Source organism: Pseudoalteromonas fenneropenaei (genome assembly GCF_042643375.1).
GTDB classification, from domain to species: domain Bacteria; phylum Pseudomonadota; class Gammaproteobacteria; order Enterobacterales; family Alteromonadaceae; genus Pseudoalteromonas; species Pseudoalteromonas fenneropenaei.
Genome location: NZ_JBHRSD010000002.1, coordinates 184,691 through 206,633 on the forward strand (window position 1 = coordinate 184,691; position 21,943 = coordinate 206,633).

General features: G+C 44.6%; 22 protein-coding genes and 1 tRNA gene. 18 read left to right on the plus strand and 5 right to left on the minus strand.

All coding sequences use genetic code 11. From position 1 onward, the window contains the following. Nucleotides 1-24 precede the first annotated feature (24 nt). On the minus strand, nt 25-1,893 hold the full coding sequence (gene sppA, locus ACFOEE_RS02120; protein WP_377120440.1) for a signal peptide peptidase SppA: 1,869 nt from the start codon (nt 1,891-1,893) through the stop codon (nt 25-27). A gap of 213 nt (nt 1,894-2,106) precedes the next feature. Here sppA and ACFOEE_RS02125 point away from each other — a divergent pair, with 213 nt between their 5' ends. The 7 genes from ACFOEE_RS02125 to ACFOEE_RS02155 all read left to right on the plus strand — a co-directional run bounded on the left by ACFOEE_RS02125 (nt 2,107) and on the right by ACFOEE_RS02155 (nt 7,331). Further along, nucleotides 2,107-4,068 (plus strand): FAD-dependent oxidoreductase, encoded by a 1,962-nt coding sequence (locus tag ACFOEE_RS02125; protein ID WP_377120442.1) that lies wholly within the window; start codon nt 2,107-2,109, stop codon nt 4,066-4,068. 81 nt (nt 4,069-4,149) lie between these two features. Beyond that, on the plus strand, nt 4,150-4,839 hold the full coding sequence (locus ACFOEE_RS02130; RefSeq protein WP_377120444.1) for an HvfX family Cu-binding RiPP maturation protein: 690 nt from the start codon (nt 4,150-4,152) through the stop codon (nt 4,837-4,839). Nucleotides 4,840-4,920: 81 nt separating this feature from the next. Continuing rightward, entirely contained in the window at nt 4,921-5,472 is a 552-nt protein-coding gene (locus ACFOEE_RS02135) for an NAD(P)H nitroreductase (protein WP_377120446.1), read from the plus strand. Between the two features lie 132 nt (nt 5,473-5,604). Then, complete coding sequence (locus ACFOEE_RS02140; RefSeq protein WP_377120448.1) at nt 5,605-6,003, plus strand: hypothetical protein; 399 nt, start codon at nt 5,605-5,607, stop codon at nt 6,001-6,003. 118 nt (nt 6,004-6,121) lie between these two features. Beyond that, a tRNA-Ser gene (locus ACFOEE_RS02145) sits at nt 6,122-6,212 on the plus strand. A gap of 50 nt (nt 6,213-6,262) precedes the next feature. Next, a complete protein-coding gene (locus ACFOEE_RS02150) occupies nt 6,263-6,628 on the plus strand; it encodes a hypothetical protein (protein ID WP_377120450.1) in 366 nt (121 codons plus the stop codon). Nucleotides 6,629-6,713: 85 nt separating this feature from the next. Beyond that, nucleotides 6,714-7,331, plus strand: coding sequence for an FKBP-type peptidyl-prolyl cis-trans isomerase (locus tag ACFOEE_RS02155; protein WP_377120452.1), 618 nt, complete (start codon nt 6,714-6,716; stop codon nt 7,329-7,331). A gap of 96 nt (nt 7,332-7,427) precedes the next feature. Here the strand turns inward: ACFOEE_RS02155 and asnS are convergent, their stop codons facing one another. Further along, nucleotides 7,428-8,825, minus strand: a complete 1,398-nt coding sequence (gene asnS / locus ACFOEE_RS02160; RefSeq protein ID WP_377120454.1) for an asparagine--tRNA ligase — start codon at nt 8,823-8,825, stop codon at nt 7,428-7,430. Nucleotides 8,826-9,089: 264 nt separating this feature from the next. Here asnS and ACFOEE_RS02165 point away from each other — a divergent pair, with 264 nt between their 5' ends. Beyond that, nucleotides 9,090-9,524, plus strand: coding sequence for an AAA family ATPase (locus tag ACFOEE_RS02165; protein ID WP_377120456.1), 435 nt, complete (start codon nt 9,090-9,092; stop codon nt 9,522-9,524). A 97-nt stretch (nt 9,525-9,621) separates the two neighbouring features. Here the strand turns inward: ACFOEE_RS02165 and bioA are convergent, their stop codons facing one another. Continuing rightward, the gene (gene bioA, locus ACFOEE_RS02170) at nt 9,622-10,911 is read right to left on the minus strand and encodes an adenosylmethionine--8-amino-7-oxononanoate transaminase (protein WP_377120458.1); all 1,290 of its coding nucleotides are present in this window, start codon (nt 10,909-10,911) and stop codon (nt 9,622-9,624) included. Between the two features lie 113 nt (nt 10,912-11,024). Here bioA and bioB point away from each other — a divergent pair, with 113 nt between their 5' ends. The 4 genes from bioB to bioD are packed head-to-tail and all read left to right on the plus strand — an operon-like array spanning nt 11,025 to nt 14,703. Continuing rightward, on the plus strand, nt 11,025-12,068 hold the full coding sequence (gene bioB / locus ACFOEE_RS02175) for a biotin synthase BioB (protein WP_377120460.1): 1,044 nt from the start codon (nt 11,025-11,027) through the stop codon (nt 12,066-12,068). Next, a complete protein-coding gene (locus ACFOEE_RS02180; protein ID WP_377120462.1) occupies nt 12,068-13,207 on the plus strand; it encodes an aminotransferase class I/II-fold pyridoxal phosphate-dependent enzyme in 1,140 nt (379 codons plus the stop codon). The genes bioB and ACFOEE_RS02180 overlap by 1 nt, the downstream gene beginning before the upstream one ends. Then, entirely contained in the window at nt 13,204-14,010 is an 807-nt protein-coding gene (locus ACFOEE_RS02185) for a methyltransferase domain-containing protein (protein ID WP_377120464.1), read from the plus strand. Before ACFOEE_RS02180 ends, ACFOEE_RS02185 begins: the two co-directional genes overlap by 4 nt. A gap of 12 nt (nt 14,011-14,022) precedes the next feature. After that, the gene (gene bioD, locus ACFOEE_RS02190; protein ID WP_377120466.1) at nt 14,023-14,703 is read left to right on the plus strand and encodes a dethiobiotin synthase; all 681 of its coding nucleotides are present in this window, start codon (nt 14,023-14,025) and stop codon (nt 14,701-14,703) included. Here bioD and ACFOEE_RS02195 read toward each other — a convergent pair whose 3' ends face one another. Continuing rightward, on the minus strand, nt 14,704-14,907 hold the full coding sequence (locus ACFOEE_RS02195; protein ID WP_377120683.1) for a hypothetical protein: 204 nt from the start codon (nt 14,905-14,907) through the stop codon (nt 14,704-14,706). 53 nt (nt 14,908-14,960) lie between these two features. On the opposite strand from ACFOEE_RS02195, the gene ACFOEE_RS02200 reads away from it, so the two are divergent. Then, nucleotides 14,961-15,452: a GNAT family N-acetyltransferase gene (locus tag ACFOEE_RS02200; protein WP_377120468.1), complete on the plus strand. Its 492-nt coding sequence runs from the start codon at nt 14,961-14,963 to the stop codon at nt 15,450-15,452. Between the two features lie 172 nt (nt 15,453-15,624). Next, nucleotides 15,625-16,464: a hypothetical protein gene (locus ACFOEE_RS02205; protein ID WP_377120470.1), complete on the plus strand. Its 840-nt coding sequence runs from the start codon at nt 15,625-15,627 to the stop codon at nt 16,462-16,464. A gap of 77 nt (nt 16,465-16,541) precedes the next feature. On the opposite strand, the gene ACFOEE_RS02210 is transcribed toward ACFOEE_RS02205, so the two are convergent. Beyond that, nucleotides 16,542-17,063 (minus strand): TetR/AcrR family transcriptional regulator, encoded by a 522-nt coding sequence (locus ACFOEE_RS02210; protein WP_377120472.1) that lies wholly within the window; start codon nt 17,061-17,063, stop codon nt 16,542-16,544. A 124-nt stretch (nt 17,064-17,187) separates the two neighbouring features. Here ACFOEE_RS02210 and ACFOEE_RS02215 point away from each other — a divergent pair, with 124 nt between their 5' ends. The 4 genes from ACFOEE_RS02215 (at nt 17,188) to ACFOEE_RS02230 (ending at nt 21,934) form a co-directional block, all read left to right on the plus strand. Further along, nucleotides 17,188-17,388, plus strand: coding sequence for a hypothetical protein (locus tag ACFOEE_RS02215; protein ID WP_377120474.1), 201 nt, complete (start codon nt 17,188-17,190; stop codon nt 17,386-17,388). A gap of 157 nt (nt 17,389-17,545) precedes the next feature. Continuing rightward, a complete protein-coding gene (gene purE, locus ACFOEE_RS02220; RefSeq protein WP_377120476.1) occupies nt 17,546-18,028 on the plus strand; it encodes a 5-(carboxyamino)imidazole ribonucleotide mutase in 483 nt (160 codons plus the stop codon). 1 nt (nt 18,029) lies between these two features. Beyond that, nucleotides 18,030-19,178 (plus strand): 5-(carboxyamino)imidazole ribonucleotide synthase, encoded by a 1,149-nt coding sequence (locus tag ACFOEE_RS02225; protein WP_377120478.1) that lies wholly within the window; start codon nt 18,030-18,032, stop codon nt 19,176-19,178. Between the two features lie 287 nt (nt 19,179-19,465). Further along, nucleotides 19,466-21,934 (plus strand): S9 family peptidase, encoded by a 2,469-nt coding sequence (locus ACFOEE_RS02230; RefSeq protein ID WP_377120480.1) that lies wholly within the window; start codon nt 19,466-19,468, stop codon nt 21,932-21,934. The last annotated feature ends 9 nt before the right edge of the window (nt 21,935-21,943 follow it).

Here is a 21,943-nt window from a genome sequence, read left to right on the forward strand (position 1 = left end):
CAGTGAGTAAATGATTGAAAAGGCTTACTCTATCGCTTCGCAATAGAAGCAGCGCGAATAGATACCATTGGGGTCATTGAACTGCTGAATTAAGCGCGTTTGTTGTTGTAGCATTTCTGACGTTGAACCGAGCAGGGCATTGAGTTTGCTTTCCATTGAGAAGCTACCACCAACACTCGCCGCAATATTTTTCACTGCGGCCGTGCCAAAGAACTTCTGCAGCATTTGTTCTTCAGGAGATAGCTCTTCTTCCACTGTGATCACATCATAAAAGTCTAAGTTAGCTAACGAGGCTGCCGAGGCAATAGCGTCTTGCTTTGAACCAAGTTTATCAACTAAACCAAACTCTAGAGCTTGAGGCGCTAACCACACGCGGCCCTGCGCAATTTTATCGACCGCTTCTTTGCTCAGATCACGCGACTGACCAACTACGGTAAGGAACTTGTCATAAGCATTCTCTACACCCATTTGGATCACATTGGAAAGTTGCGGGTCAATGCCGCGAACAAATGAACTTCCTTGCATCTCAGTGGTGCCTACACCATCTGAATAGATACCAAGTTTCTTAAGGCTATTTTCAATGGTCATCATGGCGCCGAAGACACCAATAGAACCAGTAATGGTGCTAGGAGACGCCCAAATTTCATTGGCAGAGGCTGCAATCCAATAACCGCCTGACGCTGCAACTGAGCCCATTGAGGCAACTACAGGTTTTCCTGCGGCTTTCAGCGCCAACACTTCGTCACGAATAATCTCAGAAGCAAACATACTTCCGCCACCTGAGTCAATCCGCAACACTACCGCTTTCACACTGTCATCTAAACGCGCGCGACGTAGAAGGGCGGCTGTGGAATCGCCACCAATTTCACCTGCTCGTTGTTTACCATCATGAATAGCGCCCTTAGCCACAACCACTGCAACTTTATTGGTCAATGGATTAACAAATGGCATGGTGGCAATTGCATCAACATAATCATCATATGAAACATGTTTAAAGGATTTGTTGTCAGCGTCTGGACCAACTAACTCAGTCAGTTTGTCGCGTAATTGTTGACGAGTCGCCAGCGAATCAACCCAAGCATTTTTAAGCGCATATTGGGCATAATCGCCAGATACATCACTAAGTTTGGCGATATAACCAGATAAGGTTTCGTCAAAATTATCGACCTCAAACGAACGATTACTACTGACTTGTGTTTTGTACTGCTGCCAAAGCGCATTTAACCATAAACGATTAGCTTCTTTGGCCGCGTCAGACATATCATTACGAATGAGTGGCTCTACGGCAGATTTATAGGTACCAACGCGGAATACATGTTGGGTCACTGCTAGTTTTTCTAACGCTTCCTTAAAATAAACTGGATAGGTACCAAAACCATCAATGTTAATGCCACCATAGGGATGTAAAATTACCTCATTGGCGTAGCTGGCTAGATAGTATTGTGACTGAGAGTAGTAGTCACCGTAGGCAATGACCTGCTTACCACTTTCTTTAAAGCGTACAATGGCTTCACCTATGCTTTGTAGCTTATCCACATGGGCGCGTCGTAAAGACTTAAGATCTAACACTAATAATGCAATACGTTGATCTTTAGTGGCTGCATCAATAGTCTTAACCACTTCATCAACCAATATTTCGCCTGGCTCTTTGTCTTTGCTCATATCGGCAAAAGCGGCGTCAATTGGGTCAACATAGCGCTTTTGCTCTACTAAAAAACCATTTAGATTCAGTACTAATGCTGAACCTGCTTCAATATTAACCTTTTCTTGTTCGGTTTCTAGACTAAACAAGATGGCGAATAGAATGCCAAAGAAAATTAAGTTTAAAATCAACTTTCTGGAAAAGTTGAGGACATTCCACACAGCCTTAAAAAATGATTTTAGATAATTCAAGTTCGGGCCTTTCCTATCAAATTATGTATATCGCTTACTGTATCATAACTTAGTTGCTGGCAAACACGCACAGGAAAAAAGTAACAGAGTGTTTAAGCTTATGACTAACAGCAAGAGAAAAAGTGCCATTTATAGCTTTAGTGGCTGGAAAAACTTGCCAAATTATAAAAAATCGTTAATGTTTCACAGGTAAGACCAGTGTAGAGGCAAGCAATGTTAGAACAACAATTACAATTACCCCACAATACTTTACGCAATCGCTTGGTAATGGGTTCAATGCACACCGGACTCGAAGAGGGCTGGCACAATCGCAAAAAGCTCGCCGCATTTTATGAAGCTCGTGCCAAAGGTGGCGTGGGTTTGATTATTACAGGGGGTTACAGCCCCAATTTACGTGGTAAGTTAACGCCAATTGCGTCGTCATTTAATTCTTTTTACGACGTGATTAAACACAAAGCTTATACCGATGCGGTGCATCGTCACGGCGGTAAAATTTGCTTACAGCTGCTACATGCTGGCCGCTACGCATACCATCCTTTTAATACGGCGCCCAGTGCAATTAAAGCACCTATTAACCCTTACAAACCAAAAGCAATGTCGATTGGGATGATTAAGTCTACCGTCAAAGATTTTGCTAACTCAGCACGTCTAGCTGAAAAAGCTGGCTATGATGGTGTAGAAATAATGGGTTCGGAAGGTTACCTGATTAACGAGTTTATGGCGCCGCATACTAACAAACGCCAAGACATGTACGGTGGTACGCTAGAAAACCGCATGCGTTTTGCGCTCGACATTGTCAAAGCGGTGCGTGAAGTGGTAAGCCCCGAGTTCATGATAGTGTTCCGTATCTCAGTTATGGACTTAATTCCAAATGGCTCCACCAAAGATGAAGTAACAGAACAAGCTCGTGCTTTAGTCGCAGCTGGAGTGGATATTCTAAATACCGGCATTGGATGGCACGAAGCGCGCGTGCCGACTATTGCTAGTATGGTGCCACCGGGTGCATTCCGCGAAGCCTCGGAGCGTCTGAAGTCAGCGGTAGATGTACCTGTGATAGCGGTTAATCGTATTAACACTCCTGAGCTTGCCAATGAAATCTTAGAAGCAAAACAAGCAGATATGATCTCAATGGCGCGACCTATGTTGGCTGATCCTGAATTTTTCAATAAGTATGCGCAAAATCGCCGTGAAGAAATCAACGTTTGTATTGGTTGTAATCAGGGCTGTTTAGACCATGTATTTAAGGGGCAACGGGCGACTTGCTTGGTGAATCCGCAAGCCTGTTTTGAGCTAGAGATGCCTTTAGACAAAGCCACTAAACAAAAACAAGTGTTAGTGGTAGGTGCTGGCCCTGCGGGTCTTGCGGCGGCGATTTATCTACAAAAGAAAGGTCACCAAGTGACTCTCATTGAACGAGGTGATGAAGTTGGCGGGCAATTCAAACTTGCCAGACGTGTCCCGGGCAAGGAAGACTTCCAGCATACGCTAAACTACTTTAAGTTCGAATTACAGCGCCTTAAAGTGAATGTTCAATTCAATACTGAATACCGTGCAGAAATGGCAAAAGACTATGATGATGTGGTATTCGCCTCTGGCGTCAGGCCACGTATGTCAAAAATTGAGTGCTCAGATGATAAACGGGTGTTTGCGTACGACGAAGTGATCCGTAAAGAAGTTGAGCTAGGTAACAAGATAGCCATTCTTGGTGCCGGTGGTATTGGCTTTGATATGGTGGCATTTTTAAGTGAACCAGAAGTCCCTTCGATTGCACATTTTAAAACCCAATGGGGCATAGAGTGTGAGCCACAACCAGCTAAACTCGAGCGCAAGATTTATATGCTCAAGCGCAGCGAAGGCTCATTTGGTAAAGATCTTGGCAAAACGACAGGTTGGATCCACCGTGCTGTTGCCAAACATCATCAAGTAGAGCAAATTGCTGAGTGTGAATACCTCAGCTTTGGTGCACATGGCTTAACGGTTAAACATAAAGGCGAGGAAAAGGTGCTTGATGTCGATACTGTGATTGCCTGTATAGGCCAAGAGTCGAACGATAGCTTGTTTGATAAAGCCGGACTTCCTGCTAATCATCATGTCATTGGTGGTGCCAAATTGGCCGCCGCAATTGATGCAAAACGTGCCATTGCAGAGGCGCTTGCTGTTGCGCGCAAGATCTAAACCGCGACTAGTTTGAAAGTAATCCCTGACAGCTTCGGTCTTTTGGCTACTATTAGTTAAAACAGTAGCCAAAAGCCAAGTATGAATACCTTAGTTAATACCTTCATAAATCCCTCAAAAACACTAACAGATCTAGTTGGTGATATTGCCGCTTTATTGTTACGCCTTATCTTAGCGCCGGTGATGATCATTGCAGGTTATAGTAAGCTAAACCTTGGCAATGACACCTTACCTTGGTGGCAAAGATTACTCGCAGATGACAATGTAGTGAGCTGGTTTGGTAACAGTGAGTGGGGCCTAGGATTGCCATTTGCCGATTTTCTCGCGTTTAGCGCCGGATGGTTAGAGTTTCTCGGCGGTTGGTTATTGTTATTTGGACTATTTACTCGACTTGTCAGTATTCCGCTGGCAGCGATTATGTTAGTCGCAATGTTTAGCGTACATTGGCAAAACGGTTGGTTTGCCATTACTCCAACGAGCGCACAAACCAGTCCGGCCCAAGTGTTGGCATGGTTACAGGTGCCGGGAGCCAGTGAAAGTCTAAGTAATAGCAGCGCTGCTGCGGAGCGGTTGCAATACATTAAAGAAATGATCAGCGACAGTGGTTATAGTGCTTATCTCCATGAGACCGGCTCGGTGGTAATACTAAACAATGGGATAGAGTTTGCGGCGAGTTATTTTGTGATGTTGCTGGTGCTATTTGCAATTGGGGGTGGTCGTTTTAGCAGCTTAGATCATTGGTTATTTGCTTCCAGCCGCAAACGCGAGTAATTGCTTTTGGCGAAGCAGGGCGGCAGTGATAAACTGCTAAGCACTCTACAGTCAAGAACAAATAAAGCGAAGATAAAACTTATGGACGCTATTGAATTACTACTTGAAAGACAATCAGATGCACGTTTAATTGCACCCGGACCAAATGCAGAGCAGTTGGCGATTATTCAACAAGCCGCATTGAAAGCGCCAGATCACGGCGCGCTTGCGCCTTGGCGCTTTATTGTCGTTGAAGGAGAAGGATTAACCCGTTTAGGCGAGCTGTTTTATCAAGCTGCAGTGAAAGAAGGACAAGATGAGCGTACGCTTAGCCGTGCCAAAGAGTTACCATTGCGTGCGCCTATGGTGATTATTGCGATTGCTAAAACACAACCTGAACATAGCAAGGTTCCCGTGTTGGAGCAGATTGAGAGCGCAGCTTGTGCAACGATGGCGATGCAACAAGCTGCATTTGCTCAGGGGTTAGGTGCAATTTGGCGTACAGGACACTTTGCGGTGAGCCCTACGGTAAAAGCAGCTTTAAAAGCCCATGAACATGATGAAATCGTTGGATATCTTTATATTGGGACGCCGGAGCTCACAGTTAAGAAAACCGCTAGACGCGACCCGAACGCATTTTTTGAAAATTTCTAAATAAATTCGAACTTTCCCACGCAAAAACGGTCTAACCGCAAGTTAGGCCGTTTTGTTTTTATGGTTGTTTTATAACCTGTTGTTTTATAAATTGATGAAGTAAAAACAACAATAACTAAAAAGACGACAACTATGGGAAATCTGTTTTTAATCGAGAAAGAAAACTGGCGAATATGGTTAGCCTGGGGCTGCTTTGGTGCCATGTTGGCGTTTATACTGCTCAGCCATCGTGATTCGTTACCCGTACAAATACACCCAGCAATACTTGCACTTTTACCTGCATTAGTGCTTGGGGTATTGATTTGTTGGTGGATGAACTACAGTAAGCGGTTTGAGTACTTGCGGGCATTTAAAGTACTGTTAGTGGTGTGTAGCCTTGCGAGTATTCCTGCAGAATTAAGTTACTTTGCACTTTCTACAGCGAATGAACATTTTCATTGGCTCACGCCATTCATGAGCCATCTCGGAGGTTTGTTTTTGTTTCCGCTGTTGGCAGCTTGGATAGCGAAAAGGCCAAAACAATATTACTAGATGAAAGTGGTTTAATGGGTTTTATCCATAACGACTCAATAATTGCGCAATCAAACCGTTAATTTAGCTTTGCTACTTTACAGCGACAAGTAAAACCACTATCATGCGCGCCAACAACGGAGAGATGGCTGAGTGGTTGAAAGCACCGGTCTTGAAAACCGGCGTGCGTTAATAGCGCACCTAGGGTTCAAATCCCTATCTCTCCGCCACCTCATTCCCAAAACCGCCTTATTGGCGGTTTTTTTCGTTTGGAGGCGTGATGTTCGCAACTTACTTAAAACACCTGTTGGCTTGGCTAGCATTTGGTTATTTTTATTTAAAAGGGCTGAATACTGCCTTGACGTTAAGCATTGATGCGCAGGACGATCCTTCCTTGCTTAATACTGTGATTTACTGTGCCATTTTCATAGCGCTCAGCGCCCACTTATTGGTTAAATACGAAAAACTCCAACCATTAATGGCGAGTGTTGTTATTTCTGCGTTAGCCATCGGGCCTTATGGTCATTGGCTTACTCAGTTGCTGGCTCCATATAGCAATGAAATGAACCTTGCGCTATTTTTGGTATTACCACTTTTAACTTGGTTATTTAAAGATTTCAGTAAGTTTCGCAGTAAAGCGGAATAAGCAGTAAGCACGCGCTGTAATTTGGCAGCCAACCCTTTGTATGTTAGGATCCCGCTTCATTTTAACTGATAAAAAGTAGGATCCTATGTCAGATCTATTTAACAACGAAGCAGGTAAAGCAAGCTACGGTATTGGCTTACAAATGGGTGAGCAATTAAAATCAAATCCATTTGAAGGCTTAAACCTGAATGCAGTTTTCGAAGGGATGAAAGACGGCTTTACTGGTGCTGAGTTCCAGGTTGCTATTCCTGAGATCCAAGCAGCATTTGAAAAAATCAATGAAGAGATCCAAGCTCGTCGCGAACAAGAAGCTGAAGCTATGGCTGCTGAGGGCAAAGTGTTCCTAGAAGACAACGCTAAGCGTCCAGAAGTGACAGTAACAGCGTCTGGCTTACAATACGAAGTAATTGAAACTGGTACTGGTGCTAAACCGACGGCTTCTTCATCTGTACGTGTACATTACCACGGTACATTAATCAATGGCGCAGTATTCGACAGCTCTTATGAGCGTGGCCAACCAGCAGAGTTCCCAGTTGGTGGCGTGATCCGTGGTTGGACTGAAGCGTTACAATTAATGGCGGCTGGTTCTAAATGGCGTCTTTACATTCCACACGACCTAGCTTACGGCGAGCGTGGTGCTGGTGCTTCAATCGCGCCATACTCAACTCTAGTATTTGATGTTGAGCTATTAGAAGTACTTTAAGTCTTATGTGAGCCGGTTAGGTGCGCTTAGCTTGGTTCAAATTTAAGGCAATAAAAAACCCAGCTTTTGCTGGGTTTTTTATTTTAAGCAGATTGCTTAAAACGCCGCAGTGCCTTTGGTACGCGGGAAGGCGATAACGTCACGGACGTTGCCCATACCGGTCACGTAAGCCACTAAACGCTCAAAGCCTAAACCAAAGCCTGCGTGTGGTACGGTACCGTAACGACGTAGGTCGCGATACCACCAGTAGTCTTCTTTGTTAAGACCCATCTCTTCTAAACGTTGGTCTAATACATCAAGACGCTCTTCACGTTGCGAACCACCGATGATTTCACCGATACCAGGTGCAACTACGTCCATGGCCGCAACGGTTTTGCCATCTTCGTTTTGGCGCATGTAGAAGGCTTTAATATCACGTGGGTAGTTTTTAATCACTACCGGTGCTTTAAAGTGTTCTTCTGCTAAGTAACGTTCGTGCTCTGATTGTAGGTCTACACCCCATTCAACCGCGAATTCAAACTGCTTACCACAATTTTGTAAGATGGTTACCGCGTCCGTGTAATCCACTTGCGCGAAGTCTTTTTCTACGAAATCTTGTAAACGTGTTACTGCAGTTGGCTCGATACGCTCAGCAAAGAACGCCATATCATCTGGACGCTCAGTTAATACCGCTTTAAACACATATTTCAACATGTCTTCAGCAAGTTTAGCGATGTCGTTTAAGTCGGCAAATGCCACTTCTGGCTCAACCATCCAGAACTCAGCAAGGTGACGTGAGGTATTCGAGTTTTCTGCACGGAACGTTGGGCCAAAAGTATAAATTTTTGACATCGCACAAGCGTAAGTCTCGCCATTGAGCTGACCGGATACAGTCAAGAACGCTTCTTTACCGAAGAAATCTTCTTTAAAGTCGATATCGCCTTTGTCGGTACGCGGCAGATTGTTCAAATCAAGCGTAGAAACACGGAACATTTCACCTGCGCCTTCACAGTCGCTGGCCGTCACGATAGGCGTGCTTACCCACACATAACCACGCTCATGATAGAAGCGGTGGATTGCTTGCGCTAAACAGTTACGTACGCGAGTCACCGCGCCAATTACGTTAGTACGTGGGCGTAGGTGAGCGTGCTCACGCAAATACTCGATTGAGTGACGCTTTGCAGCCATTGGATAAGTGTCTGGATTTTCAACCCAACCCAATACTTCAACTGAGCTTGCCTGAATTTCAAATGATTGGCCTTGGCCTTCAGATTTAACCAAAGTGCCAGTCACGGAGACTGAGCAGCTAGCCGTTAAGCGAGTAACTTCTTCATAATTATTGAGCGAATTAGGTACCACGGCTTGGATAGGGTCAAAACATGAACCGTCGTGAACGGCCAAAAATGAAATACCTGCTTTTGAATCGCGTCGTGTACGGATCCAGCCTTTAACTGTGACTTGGCTGTCAACCGCAACGGTGCCTTTGAGTAGCTCCGTTATCGCTATGTGACTCATTTTCACTCCAATGATTAAGTTACCAAATAATATATAATGCCCATTTAGGGGAGCCTTGTATCTTACCCTTGTACAACAAATAAAAAAACCAGCTTTTGCAGCTTAATGTAAATTTGTTGCAAACGCCGTAGATGTTGCCGTTTTTGCGGCTAAAGGTGTTGAATAAATGAGCTAAATCGCCAATAAGCTTGGGTAGTTAGGGATTTTTGTGGCAAACTACACCGAGTCATTAATTTTATTGTGAAAATTTCAAATCAGAGCAGCATGAAGCAAGCGTTTATCTTAAGAGGGCTACCGGGTTCCGGTAAATCACACTATGCCATATCTTTGGCAGAAGAAATGGTAGGGGCAGACGAAACCCGATATGTGATCTGTTCTACCGACGATTATTTTTACCACAGTGATGGTAGTTATACTTTCGATAAACATAAGTTGTCTGAGTTTCACAACCTAAATCTGGCTCGTTTTATTAATGCGTTAGGTGAGGGGATTGAGTTGGTGATTTTAGACAACACCAATATTCGCCGCTGGGAATTTGTTGCTTATGTAGCTGCGGCGCAAGCTATGGGCTATCAAGTCAAAGAAGTGGTCGTGGGTGAAGTAAAGGACAAATCACTGCAGCACTTATATCAAAAACGCAATGTGCATAATGTTGCACTGCGTACCATTAGTAATATGGCACGTCATTTTGAGTGGTAAAGACATAAGCCATAGTGAAAAACAAGTTGCGGTAAAATAATGAGTTGTTTTACCGCGAGGACATATCTGTAAGTGCCAAAGCACACATCAAGTACGGCTAAAACTCATCTGCCGCAATTGCTTTAAATACCGCTTCACATAATAGCGCTAAATCAGCTGTTGGTGTGGTGTACGGTGGCATGATATAGATAAGCTTACCAAACGGTCTTATCCACACTCCAAGCTTGATAAAATAAGCCTGAATTTTCGCTACATTGACCTGACGGTTTACTTCTACCACACCTATACCACCTAACACTCGCACGTTTTTAACTGCGTCAAGCGTTTGGCAGGCTTGTAAAGCCTGTAAACCATCTGCTAGCGCAGTCACTTGGGTCTGCCAGTCATTTTCCACCAATAAATCAATACTGGCGCACGCAACGTTACAGGCTAGTGGATTACCCATAAAAGTTGGTCCGTGCATTAATACTTTGGCTTCGCCTTGGCTAATACCAAGCGCAACTTGGTCGGTTGTAAGCGTTGCTGAGAGTGTCATCATACCGCCGGTTAAGGCTTTGCCGATACAGAGAATATCTGGACTAATGTCGGCATGTTCAGAAGCAAATAGGGTGCCGGTGCGGCCAAAACCTGTGGCAATTTCATCAAGGATCAATAGTACCTCAAATTCATCGCATAAATCGCGCAGGGCTTTTAAATAGCTGGGGTGATAAAAGTTCATACCACCGGCATTTTGCACTATTGGTTCAATAATAAATGCCGCACATTCATGATGGTGAGTGACGAAATATTCTCGCAGTTGGAGGAGCTCTAATTCATTTGGCTGCGCAAAAAACGAGGTTTGTGGCGCAGGCACAAATACATGCTCAGGTAAAAAGCCTTGATACATGCTGTGCATTGAATTTACAGGGTCGCACACGCTCATCGCGGCAAAAGTATCGCCGTGGTAGCCTTTTTTCGCTGTCATTAATTTACGTTTATGATGAAAGCCACGGCTTAACCAAAATTGCAACGCCATTTTGATAGCGACTTCTACAGCGACTGAACCGCTATCCGCTAAAAATACTTTTTGCAATGGCGAGGGCGTAATCGCAACTAGCTTTTTGCACAGTTCTACAGCTGGGGCATGTGTAAGACCACCAAACATCACATGGCTCATCTTCGCCGCTTGTTGTTGAATAGCCGCTATGAGTTTTGGATGGCCATAACCATGAATGGCGCTCCACCAAGAAGCCATCCCGTCGATGAGTTCTTCGCCAGTTTCCAGCACGATGCGATTGTCAAATGTACGGGCAACAGGATAGACAGGTAAAGGGTCAATCATGGACGTATAGGGGTGCCAAATGTGATTTTTATCAAAATCTAAATCAATCGAGTAATTGTTGCTCACTGGTAAACCTTGTAATGGGAAATTGCGTTGACAACGCTTAAGCAGGCAGTAGACTAAGCGAAAAACCATAACGCCCGCAAGGGCTAATCAACGCAAGTAAAAAGAGAATGAATATGAGCTTGGGAACTGTTCGCCACGATTGGACTTATGATGAAGTAAAAGCGTTATTTGAAATGCCATTTAATGATTTGCTATTTCAGGCGGCAAGCGTACACCGCGCAAACTTCAAACCGAATGAAGTTCAGATCTCAACCCTACTTTCTATCAAAACCGGTGCTTGCCCAGAAGATTGTAAATATTGCCCGCAATCAGGCCATTACAAAACCGATTTAGAGCGTGAACGTTTACTCGAAGTAGAACAAGTAATTGAAAAAGCGCGTATTGCCCGTGAAAAAGGCGCAACCCGTTTTTGCATGGGTGCGGCATGGTCAGATCCTAAAGAGCGCGACATGCCGTACATTGAAAAAATGGTACGTGAAGTAAAAGCGCTTGGCCTAGAAACCTGTATGACTTTAGGCAAATTATCTGAAGACAAAGCCCAGTCACTGGCTGATGCAGGCTTAGATTACTACAACCACAACTTAGATACATCGCCAGAATACTATCAGCAGATCATCACGACCCGTACCTACCAAGACCGTTTAGACACGTTAGATTTTGTCCGTGGTGCAGGGATGAAAGTCTGCTCTGGTGGGATTGTGGGGATGGGTGAGCAAGCAGCAGACCGTTTTGGCCTGTTGTTAAACCTTGCTAACTTACCAAAGCAGCCAGAAAGTGTGCCGATTAATATGCTGGTTAAAGTCAAAGGTACACCGCTTGAAAATGTTGAAGATTTAGATCATTTTGAATTTGTGCGTACCATTGCTACGGCGCGTATCATGATGCCAAAGAGCTATGTGCGTTTATCCGCAGGTCGTACGCAAATGAACGAGCAAATGCAAGCCATGTGTTTCTTTGCCGGTGCAAACAGTATTTTCTACGGTGACAAGTTACTGACCACAGAAAACCCAGAAGCTGATACAGACATGGCATTACTGCGTAAGCTTGGTATGCGCCCTGAGCGTAGAGAAGATTACTCGGACGAAGCGTATGAGGCATCACTGTCTTCTGCGATTGCCGATAAAGCCACTTCTGAGCTGTTTTACGAAGCCAACTAATGGCCGCATTTGACTTTATCTCTGAACAGTTACACGCACGCAAGGCGGACGATTTGCTCCGCCAACGGGTGTGCGTGCAAAACACTACCGCACGAACTTTAACGGTTGCGGGTCACAGTTATTTAAACTTTGCCAGTAACGATTATCTTGGTTTAGGCGATAGTGTTGCTGAGCTAAAATTTGCCGCTGCAAGCGGTGCAAAATCATCAGCGCTGGTAACCGGCTATCAGGCTTGTCATGCTGAGCTCGAAAGCTACCTATGTGAGTTATTAGGTTATGAAGCGGCCATGCTATGCAACAGTGGTTTCGGTGCTAATGTTGGCGTTATGAAAGCGCTGTTTAAAGATCCAAAAATTGCCTCCAGCAGCGCTGTGTTTCAAGATAAACTTAATCATGCCAGCTTAATTGACGGTAGTTTAGATGGTGGCGCTAAACTTGAGCGCTTTAACCATAATGATATCGGACATTTACGCAGCCGTTTAGAAAAATCTAAAGCAGCTCACAAACTGATTGTGACTGAAGGCGTATTTTCGATGGACGGCGATAGCGCTCCTTTGCTTGAGATACACGCATTGGCCAAGCAACACCATGCTTGGTTGATGGTCGATGATGCGCATGCCTTTGGTGTGACAGGCGAACACGGACTTGGCAGCGCTCAGAGTATCAAACCAGAGATTTTGGTGATCACCTTTGGCAAAGCCGTTGGTGGCCAAGGCGCCTGTATTCTTGGCAGCAAAATGCTGATTGATTATTTACTGCAATTTAATCGCGATTATATTTATTCGACTGCGATGTCGCCCTTACTCGCAACGGTGAATTTAGTGCAGCTAAAAAGACTCCAAGCGGCAGAGCAAGAAAGGCAAAGTTTGCATCACAATATCAAACTGTTCCGTGATAAAATGGCGGCTGCGGGGCTTGCATTAATGCCATCGAATACCGCAATACAGCCGTTAGTGTTAGGTAGTGCCGAAAACGCGATGCAGGCCCAAACTAAGCTAAAAGCGAAAGGAATTTGGCTGACCGCGATTCGTCCACCAACTGTGCCTTTTAATACTGCACGTTTGCGCATTACCTTAACGGCGAAACACCAGCAGCAAGACATCGACACTTTAGTTGCTGCCTTAGTAGAAGTATTATGACCGCCTTTTCACCAGCGACAGATGCCGTATCAAGGCACACCAAAACTATCACCGCAGCTAAATTCGGTGCTGCGGCTTCGTTATATCAACAACACGCTCGAGTACAAGCAACGGCCGCTGCTATGCTGTTTTCATTGATGCAGCGTCATCAAGGCCAACAAGCTGCTAGTTGGGGCCTAGATTTGGGCTGTGGCCCAGGTCATCATAGTGTTGCTCTGCAGCGCTATTTTTCACCGCTTTTGCAACTCGATTTAAGCCACACCATGTTAATGCAAAGTGACGCCACGAGCAGCAAAGTATGCGCAGATATGGACGCTTTACCGTTACAGGATGGCAGCGTCGACGGCATCTTCAGTAATTTTGCCATGCAGTGGAGCCAAAATTTGCCTGCGCTAATCAATGCGCTCTACCGTGTTTTAACACCGGGCAGCAATGCGTACCTTAGCCTTGTGTTAGATGGTTCTTTGCAAGAAATCATCAGTGCGTATCACCAAGCGAGTTTACCATGTAAGGTAAACCAATTTATAACTGAGCTAGAACTGCGCAATATAGTGGCGAGCACTGCATTTCATACTTTGTCATTTAATCGCGTGACTTTGGTCGACCAATTTGACACCGCCAAGCAAGCTTTGCAGTCGATTAAACATATAGGTGCAACGCACAGTATCAATTCAATAAGTCACACAGGCTTAGGTGGTAAAGGTAAATTAAAACAAGTGTTAGACTGCTATCCGCAATTATCCGGCCGTGCCACGGTGAGTTATCAAGTGGCCTTGATAGCCTTACATAAGCCAATTTGTTAATTAAGGAATACGATGAGCGCGTTTTTTATCACAGGTACAGATACCGAAGTGGGCAAAACTCATGTTACGGCGTTACTGCTTAAATATCTTGCTCATAAACAGAAGCCAGCGTTAGGATTTAAGCCCATTGCAGCAGGTGCTGAAATGGCCTTTGGTCAATTGGTGAATGTTGACGCATTAACTTTGATAGAAGCCTCCACTGTGCATGGCCAATATGAGCAAATTAATCCATTTTGCTTTGCTGCACCGGTTGCGCCACATATTGCAGCAAAGCGCGAAGGGAAAAGCCTTAGCGTTGCCATGTTGCATGAAGCCTTTCGTGAAGTAAAAACACTCGGTGCTGACTATACGCTCGTTGAAGGCGCGGGCGGCTGGATGATCCCATTAAATGAGCAGCAATATTTTGCCGATTGGGTGTTTGAAGCAAAGTTGCCAGTGATTTTAGTGGTGGGAATGAAACTTGGCTGTTTAAACCATGCACTGTTAACGCTCCAAGCAATCGAGCAAAGCGGCGCAATTTGTGTGGGTTGGGTCGCCAATCAAGTCGACCCACAAATGCAAGAATACGATGAGAATCTTGCCACCTTAAAGCAGCACTTGGCTGTGCCTATGCTGGCTGAATCACCTTATAGCGAAGGCAAGCCGAAACTAAAAGTGCAGCCTGCGCTACATAAAGTGTTTAACTTGTTGTAGTTAACCTTTTGTAGCTTGATATTGTTGGTAGGCTGGTAGCAGTTCATCAATAATTTGTTTGGCGGGAATGGTATAACGCACACCGCCAAACATCACTGAGGTGTTTTCGTGGATCCCCGTAATACCCGTCAAGGTCCAACCTTCTCCTCGTGTTGGGCAGTAGACTTTTGTTGAGGGTGGGATAACTTTAAACTCATCTGACATATCGGAAATCTCGTTAACTTTTTGCACGCAACTATATACTAAACTGATTTAAAATGCATTTGACCACACCGAGATTAACCTTACGCTTAGTGCGCCACAGCGATGCAAGAGCGCTGACAGCGATTCTGAATCAAACCTCTACCAGCCAATTTAATGATTATGGTGCATCAGTGAGTGATGCCGAAATCAAAGATTGGCTGCAATGGGATATTGAGCAAGCCTATACTGGGCTTGGCTTGCGTTTAGTGCTGATAAACAATGAACAGACGATTGTGGGCAGTATTGGCCTGCATTTAGAAGCAAAGAACTCGCTTAGCCTTGGTTTGGAGTTGGATGAACACTGCCGAGGTCAAGGATTAATGCTTGAAGCGTTGCAAGCCTTGCTATTGGCCTGTCAGCAATTTCCATGGCAACGACAGCCTGAACAAATCGTTGCGACCATTCATCAAGATAACCGCAAGGCGATTAACTTAGTGGAAAAACTCGCGTTTAAACTGCAAAGCGCGAGCGATTTGCATCTAATCTATCACTTTGCGTTGAGTTAGTCAGTTTTCAGTACCGAGCCTAAGCTATTGATGACAGTAGATTGTCAATGCTGGTGCTTTGTGTATTTATAAGCTTTTATGTTAATAATTGCTGAATTTGAGTGTAGACTGAAATATTGTTATTGCGGTTCCTTTTAATGATACATAGGACAATAAGTTTAAGGATAAAAAGATGAAGCAAAAAACAATACTAAAAAAATTACTTGCAACTGGGCTAACAGCCCTAATTTGCAATACAGTTCAGGCGACTGTAGTAATCAATAAGTCATTTCCTACTGCAGAAGAAACTATCCACCACTACTTAAGTATCCATCATCCTGATCAGAACTTTAGCGATGAATTTTATCTTTTAGATATGGCTGGTGGTGGACTAGAGAAGTTTGATGTCTCCCAAGAGTATAAAGGAAAATTACATGTTACATTTGAAGCTAAAGAATTAAGCAGTAGCGAGCGAACATTAGCGCAACAGTTTGCCCGCGAATTGCATGTCATTTGGGATGAATTGTCGCGCCAAAAATTTGATCAAATCCCCGCTAAAGTTGTACCTAATTCATATGAGCTGACGACCTACCAATTCAAACGCAATGATTTGTCAGATTATATCGAAAAGGGTATAAGTACTAAGTTGCAGAGGCTAATTGACAATACTTTAATTCGAATGGCTGCTTTTGCAAATATCAAGCTTGAAGATGATAATATACATTTCTATGCTGTAGATGATGCAAGAGTGAGTGTACGAATAACTTACTACCGAACGAGTGTAGAAGTCCAAGTTACAAAAGTTGTCGATAGGTACAACAATACCATCCCATTATCGCGCGCGGAGTTAAATAGCGATGCAATATCGTTTCGAGTGAATTGGGATGATACCGGACACTTTGAGGCTTTGATGCGTTATTTACAAGGCTCAGGTATGACAATGGTTGGTATTTTGGCAGGTGGTTCTGGTGTTAACAAAGGGAGCGTAAGGGCTATTCAATGTTATCAAGGAACTTGTGAGGTTGTTGAGTAAATATCACCAGTAAAAATTTAGAATAGGGGTTCTTCTACAAAAGTATTTTAGAAGAACTCATATGACAAGTTTTCAGTTTAGCCAAGCTGCTGTAGTTTTTGGCTTAGTATTCTCACCAATTGCTCAGCATTTATTGCATCATCATTGAGGCCTTGTAACAGGGTCATAAAATATAAATCCATCATCACATCAGCTTTGGTTTGCTCGTACTGTTGTTCTGCGAATAAGCGCTGCTTAAATGACTCTAATTGCGCAGAAAAAAACGATTGTTGCCAAATCAAGCCGCCTAGCAGCTCTTTGCTAAATTCTCGATTCTCCAAATAAAAGCGATATAAGTAACTGGCGTAGTGGCGCAGTTTCAAGCGCGGTGAATGCTGGGTATCAGTTTGCGCAGCCTGCGCAATTACGTCTGAGATGTGCTCAAGCATCGCGGTTTTCAGAATATCCAACTTGGTAGGGAAGTGGCTAAACACCGTGCCAGTTGCTACACCTGCTAACTCCGCAATCTGGCGCGTAGTGGTTTCCTGGTAGCCTTGTTCGGCAAATAGACGCCAACTGGATAACAAAATTATGCTTCTTGTTTTTTCTCTTTTATTCATAACGTTACCTCAAAACTAGGCAAGCAGGATAGCACAATTACCATACTTAAGCTGCGAAAAAGGTTGAAATTGAGCGTGCTCATAAATTAAAGTGAGCGTGCTCAATTTTATTTATGGAGTTGTCATGCAGCTAGTAGGTTACATTATTTTTATCCCTTTTATCCTATTTTATAGTTTTGTGCTCGGGCCAGTATTAAAAGCCGTGTTAGTACCTGGCGGCCTTGCGTTACTTGCTTTGATCCTTGGGCCTGCGGCGTTTTTACGAGCGTGGCATAGTGCTCGTGAAGTTAAAACGCCGCAAACAGCAGAGACAGATATTTGCTGATCATCATTTACACAAAGCGGTCAATTGTCCGCTTTTTCTTTCTGATTTCTTCGCATTAGCGCATACCTTCGGTATAATGCGCGCACCCAGCTGTTACGGCCAAATAAAGTTGCCGTGACAACAAATCATATCGTTCAAGAACAGTGAGGAAATACCTATGACGGTTGGCATTATTATGGGCTCAAAATCAGATTGGCCGACAATGCAACATGCAGCAGAAATGTTGGACAATTTTGGCATTGCATACGAAACGAAAGTTGTGTCTGCACACCGTACTCCTCACTTACTAGCCGAATACGCGTCTACTGCGGCTGAGCGCGGCATTAAAGTGATCATCGCAGGTGCTGGTGGTGCGGCGCACTTACCGGGTATGGCTGCAGCATTTACGAGCTTGCCAGTGTTAGGTGTACCAGTAAAATCTAAAACGCTAAATGGTGTTGATTCTCTATTGTCAATTTGCCAAATGCCAAAAGGCGTTGCAGTTGGCACTTTAGCCATTGGTGATGCTGGCGCGGCAAACGCGGGTTTACTTGCGGCACAAATTCTAGGTTGTCAGCAACCAGAGATCTTCGCCAAAATTGAAGCGTTCAGAAAGGCTCAAACTGAGTCAGTTTTAGCTAATCCTAACCCTGCAGAATAATATGAATATTTTAGTTTTAGGGGCGGGGCAGTTAGCCCGCATGATGAGCTTAGCGGGTACGCCACTGGACTTAGTCACTTTGGCCTATGACGCAGGTACAGACAAAGTGATCGATCCGGTCAGTTTCAAGCAATATGACATGAGCTTGACAGCAGCCATTAGCTGGGCGGACAGCATTACCGCTGAGTTTGAACACATTCCATTGCCTGTGCTGGCACTGTGCGAACAAAGCGGGAAGTTTTACCCGGGGGCAGAAGCTATTGCGACTGGGGGTGACAGAGCCAAAGAAAAAGCCTTACTTGATAAGGCAAACGTACCTTCAGCGCCGTATCGATTAATCACCCAACAAGCACATTTTGATGAAGCGGTTGAATCGCTAGGCTTACCCTTAGTGATCAAAACTTGCCAGGCTGGTTACGATGGCAAAGGCCAATGGCGACTTAAAACACTTGCTGATAAAGCGGCAGTATGGTCTGAAATGGCAGCGTTTTTGGCAGCAGGAACCGATGCTTATCCACATGCCATTTTAGCTGAGAAGATGATCCCGTTTGACCGTGAAGTGAGCATTATTGGCGTGCGCAGTCAGTCTGGCGAAATTCGCATTTATCCTCTTACTGAAAACCAACACACCAATGGTGTATTGACCTTATCTATCGCGGGTAAAGAAAAAGCACAAATTCAAGCGCAAGCGGAGCAAGCTTTTAGCGCAGTTGCTGATGCGTTAAATTACGTTGGTGTGCTAGCGATTGAGTTTTTTGATGTGGCAGGGCAGTTATTGGTGAATGAAATTGCGCCACGTGTTCATAACTCAGGTCACTGGACACAACAAGGTTGTCATGTCAGCCAATTCGAAAACCATATGCGTGCGATAGCGGGATTACCACTTGGTAACACCAAGTTATTACGTGCGACTGCGATGGTCAACGTGCTTGGTCAAGCAGCTATCCCACGTGAAGTACTTGCGATTAGTGATGTAACAAGTCACTGGTATGGCAAAAGCGCAAAACCTGGGCGTAAAATGGGGCACATTAATGTTTCTGCGGCAAACTTGCATCAATTAGGCGAGCGTTTGGCGGAGCTTGCTGAGATCCTGCCTGAAGCCGATTACCCCGGTGTAGCTGCCACTGCGCAAGCTTTGGTGTTAAATTAAGATGATTTAATCATGCGTTGTGCGCAGCTAGGTTGAGTGTTGAAAAATATTTTGGAAAAAATCCAAAATATTTTGGAACTAAATAAGCAAGCCTTAGTCTGAGTATATGAGACTTGGATTAGTCTCAATCATATTCGTTGTCCGTCAACGACTATGTGAGCGCAGAGAGTATTTGGCCGGTATCTTTACTGGCCTTTTTTTTGCGTGCATTAATCCCAAATCGCTTGAGGCCGCGCGGCAAAGTTAGCTAGAGTGTAGTGTCGATACTCCTAAAAAAGCTAATAATTATGTTGAAGCATACTCTCATTTCTGTTGCCGTCACCTCGGCATTGTTACTCTCTGGTTGTAGTTCTACCGCTACGCAATCATCCACAACGCAAAACAGCACGCCATTCTCTGCGGTCGTTCAGACACCAGTGGATTTTGGTGGTGAGCGCATCACATTGGAACAAGCGATGGCAGATCCTGACTGGATTGGTCGCCAGCCTGAAACGGCAACATGGAGCGCGGATTCCAAAACCGTTTACTTTAATCAAAAGCAAGCTGGCACAGTGGTAAGGGACACCTTTATGGTGAGTGTGGAAGGAGATACGCCAACACCAGTACCTTTATCCCAGCTACATCAGGCAACTGGTAGCGACGCATTACTTAGCGCGGATAAACAGCTACAGGTTTACACCTTTAAAGGTAACGTGTTCACAAAAGCAGTGAATGGTGGCGCGGTACGTCAATTGACTTTTGATAGCCTCCATTATCGTGTGCAAGGATTGTTGAATAGCGGACTCATCGCGCTGAGTGCGGATGACGCATTTTTTACCTTAGACTTAACCACAGGTGAGCGTAAGGAAATTGCCAAGCTTATTACTAAAGATGCGCCAAAAGGTGTGACTGAGCCGACAACTTATTTAGCTAAGAATGAACTTAAACTCATTAAGTACATCGCTGTTGAGCATCAAAATGCAAAAGACCGCGAAGCGCGCAAGAAAGACTTAACGGCGCAAAATGATACCGTAGTCGATACGGCTTTTTATCTTGGTAAAGGTAAACGTATTGTTGCCAGCAGCCTCTCGCCTGCAGGGGATAAGCTTGTTGTTGCACTTAAACCCGATACGCCGCGCCAAGCTGAACACGACATTATGCCAGCCTATGTCACCAAAGATGGCAATATTAAGGCTGTACCCGCACGCCAACGCGTAGCAGAAGCTAAGTCAGAAAATACTGAGCTAGTTGTAATTAACTTAGCGGATAAAACCCAGCAGGTACTTGCTTATGACACCTTGCCTGGCTTCGATGAAGATGTCCTAGCTAGCGTAAAAGCAGAAAATGCCAAAGCGCAGGGTAAAACCTACAGTGCACAGAAAGCCCCGCGTGATATCAACCTCATAAACAGTGATTCCTCTATCAAGTGGAATCGCGATGGTTCGCAAGTCGCTTTGATGCTTGAAGCGTGGGACAACAAAGACCGTTGGATAGCGACAATAGACAAAAATAGTAAGCTCGTGAGCCAACACCGTTTACATGACGATGCTTGGATAAACTATACCTTTAACGAGTTTGGTTGGTTAAACAATAGCGATACGCTCTACTATCTATCTGAAGAGTCTGGGTTTAGTCATCTATACACGAAAGTGCCGGGGCAAAAAGCCAAACAGCTTACTCAAGGGCAATTTGAAGTATCGTCTTTAACTATTGCAGCAAACGACGAGTACGCCTATTTTAAAGCCAACCAAAAGCACCCTGGGATCTATGAAATTTACCGTGTATCACTTGCAGACGGTAAAACAGAGGCGCTTACCGCCTTAGATGGCATGACGGATTATGAACTGAGTCCAGATGAAACCAAATTGTTGCTTCAACACTCAACCGTAATGTTACCTACCGAGCTATACGTGAAAAACCTCAACCAGCCAAATGCAGAGGTAAAACGTCTAACTTACACCGTATCGGATGCGTTTTTGAATAAGCAACTGGTTGCGCCGCAGATTGTCGCTGTACCTTCAAGCCACGGCGATACACCAATTTATGCTAAGGTCTACTATCCAACAGACTACAAACCAGGTGAAACAGGAAAAACTCGCAAAGCGGTGATCTTTAACCATGGTGCTGGCTATTTGCAAAACTCGCATATGGGTTGGTCGGTATATTTCCGCGAGTTTATGTTCCACAGCTTGTTGGCAAACGAAGGCTATGTCGTGATGGACATGGACTACCGCGCCTCCAAAGGCTATGGTCGTGATTGGCGCACTGCGATTTATCGCCAAATGGGTACCCCTGAAATCCAAGACTTAGCGGACGGCGTTAAGTGGATGGCAGAAAATGCTAATGTGAATAGCGGCAAAGTTGGAACCTATGGCGGTAGCTACGGTGGTTTTATGACCTTTATGGCGTTATTTACTGCCCCTGAGTTATTTCAGTCAGGCGCAGCACTTCGTCCTGTAGCGGATTGGGCGTATTACAATACGGCGTACACCTCGAACATCCTTAACACCCCAGATGTTGACCCGATTGCTTATGAGCGTAGCTCACCAATTTTCCACGCCGAGGGGTTAAATAAGCCATTACTTATCAACGCGCCAATGGTTGATGACAATGTGTTCTTCCATGATGTAGTGCGTTTACACCAAAGGTTAATTGAGCTTGAAAAACAAGATTTTGAAACGGCAATCTTCCCAGTGGAGTCACATGGTTTTGTGCAACCTTCAAGTTGGTTAGATGAATATCGTCGGATCTATAAACTGTTTAAGACCACACTCTAATTGAGAACG

Bases quoted from the DNA above. Each gene is read 5' to 3' on its own strand.
- ACFOEE_RS02125 (WP_377120442.1), top strand. From the start codon at position 2,107: ATGTTAGAACAACAATTACAATTACCCCACAATACTTTACGCAATCGC.
- ACFOEE_RS02130 (WP_377120444.1), top strand. From the start codon at position 4,150: ATGAATACCTTAGTTAATACCTTCATAAATCCCTCAAAAACACTAACA.
- ACFOEE_RS02135 (WP_377120446.1), top strand. From the start codon at position 4,921: ATGGACGCTATTGAATTACTACTTGAAAGACAATCAGATGCACGTTTA.
- ACFOEE_RS02140 (WP_377120448.1), top strand. From the start codon at position 5,605: ATGGGAAATCTGTTTTTAATCGAGAAAGAAAACTGGCGAATATGGTTA.
- ACFOEE_RS02150 (WP_377120450.1), top strand. From the start codon at position 6,263: ATGTTCGCAACTTACTTAAAACACCTGTTGGCTTGGCTAGCATTTGGT.
- ACFOEE_RS02155 (WP_377120452.1), top strand. From the start codon at position 6,714: ATGTCAGATCTATTTAACAACGAAGCAGGTAAAGCAAGCTACGGTATT.
- asnS (WP_377120454.1), bottom strand. From the start codon at position 8,825: ATGAGTCACATAGCGATAACGGAGCTACTCAAAGGCACCGTTGCGGTT.
- ACFOEE_RS02165 (WP_377120456.1), top strand. From the start codon at position 9,090: ATGAAGCAAGCGTTTATCTTAAGAGGGCTACCGGGTTCCGGTAAATCA.
- bioB (WP_377120460.1), top strand. From the start codon at position 11,025: ATGAGCTTGGGAACTGTTCGCCACGATTGGACTTATGATGAAGTAAAA.
- ACFOEE_RS02180 (WP_377120462.1), top strand. From the start codon at position 12,068: ATGGCCGCATTTGACTTTATCTCTGAACAGTTACACGCACGCAAGGCG.
- ACFOEE_RS02185 (WP_377120464.1), top strand. From the start codon at position 13,204: ATGACCGCCTTTTCACCAGCGACAGATGCCGTATCAAGGCACACCAAA.
- bioD (WP_377120466.1), top strand. From the start codon at position 14,023: ATGAGCGCGTTTTTTATCACAGGTACAGATACCGAAGTGGGCAAAACT.
- ACFOEE_RS02195 (WP_377120683.1), bottom strand. From the start codon at position 14,907: ATGTCAGATGAGTTTAAAGTTATCCCACCCTCAACAAAAGTCTACTGC.
- ACFOEE_RS02200 (WP_377120468.1), top strand. From the start codon at position 14,961: ATGCATTTGACCACACCGAGATTAACCTTACGCTTAGTGCGCCACAGC.
- ACFOEE_RS02205 (WP_377120470.1), top strand. From the start codon at position 15,625: ATGAAGCAAAAAACAATACTAAAAAAATTACTTGCAACTGGGCTAACA.
- ACFOEE_RS02210 (WP_377120472.1), bottom strand. From the start codon at position 17,063: ATGAATAAAAGAGAAAAAACAAGAAGCATAATTTTGTTATCCAGTTGG.
- ACFOEE_RS02215 (WP_377120474.1), top strand. From the start codon at position 17,188: ATGCAGCTAGTAGGTTACATTATTTTTATCCCTTTTATCCTATTTTAT.
- purE (WP_377120476.1), top strand. From the start codon at position 17,546: ATGACGGTTGGCATTATTATGGGCTCAAAATCAGATTGGCCGACAATG.
- ACFOEE_RS02225 (WP_377120478.1), top strand. From the start codon at position 18,030: ATGAATATTTTAGTTTTAGGGGCGGGGCAGTTAGCCCGCATGATGAGC.
- ACFOEE_RS02230 (WP_377120480.1), top strand. From the start codon at position 19,466: ATGTTGAAGCATACTCTCATTTCTGTTGCCGTCACCTCGGCATTGTTA.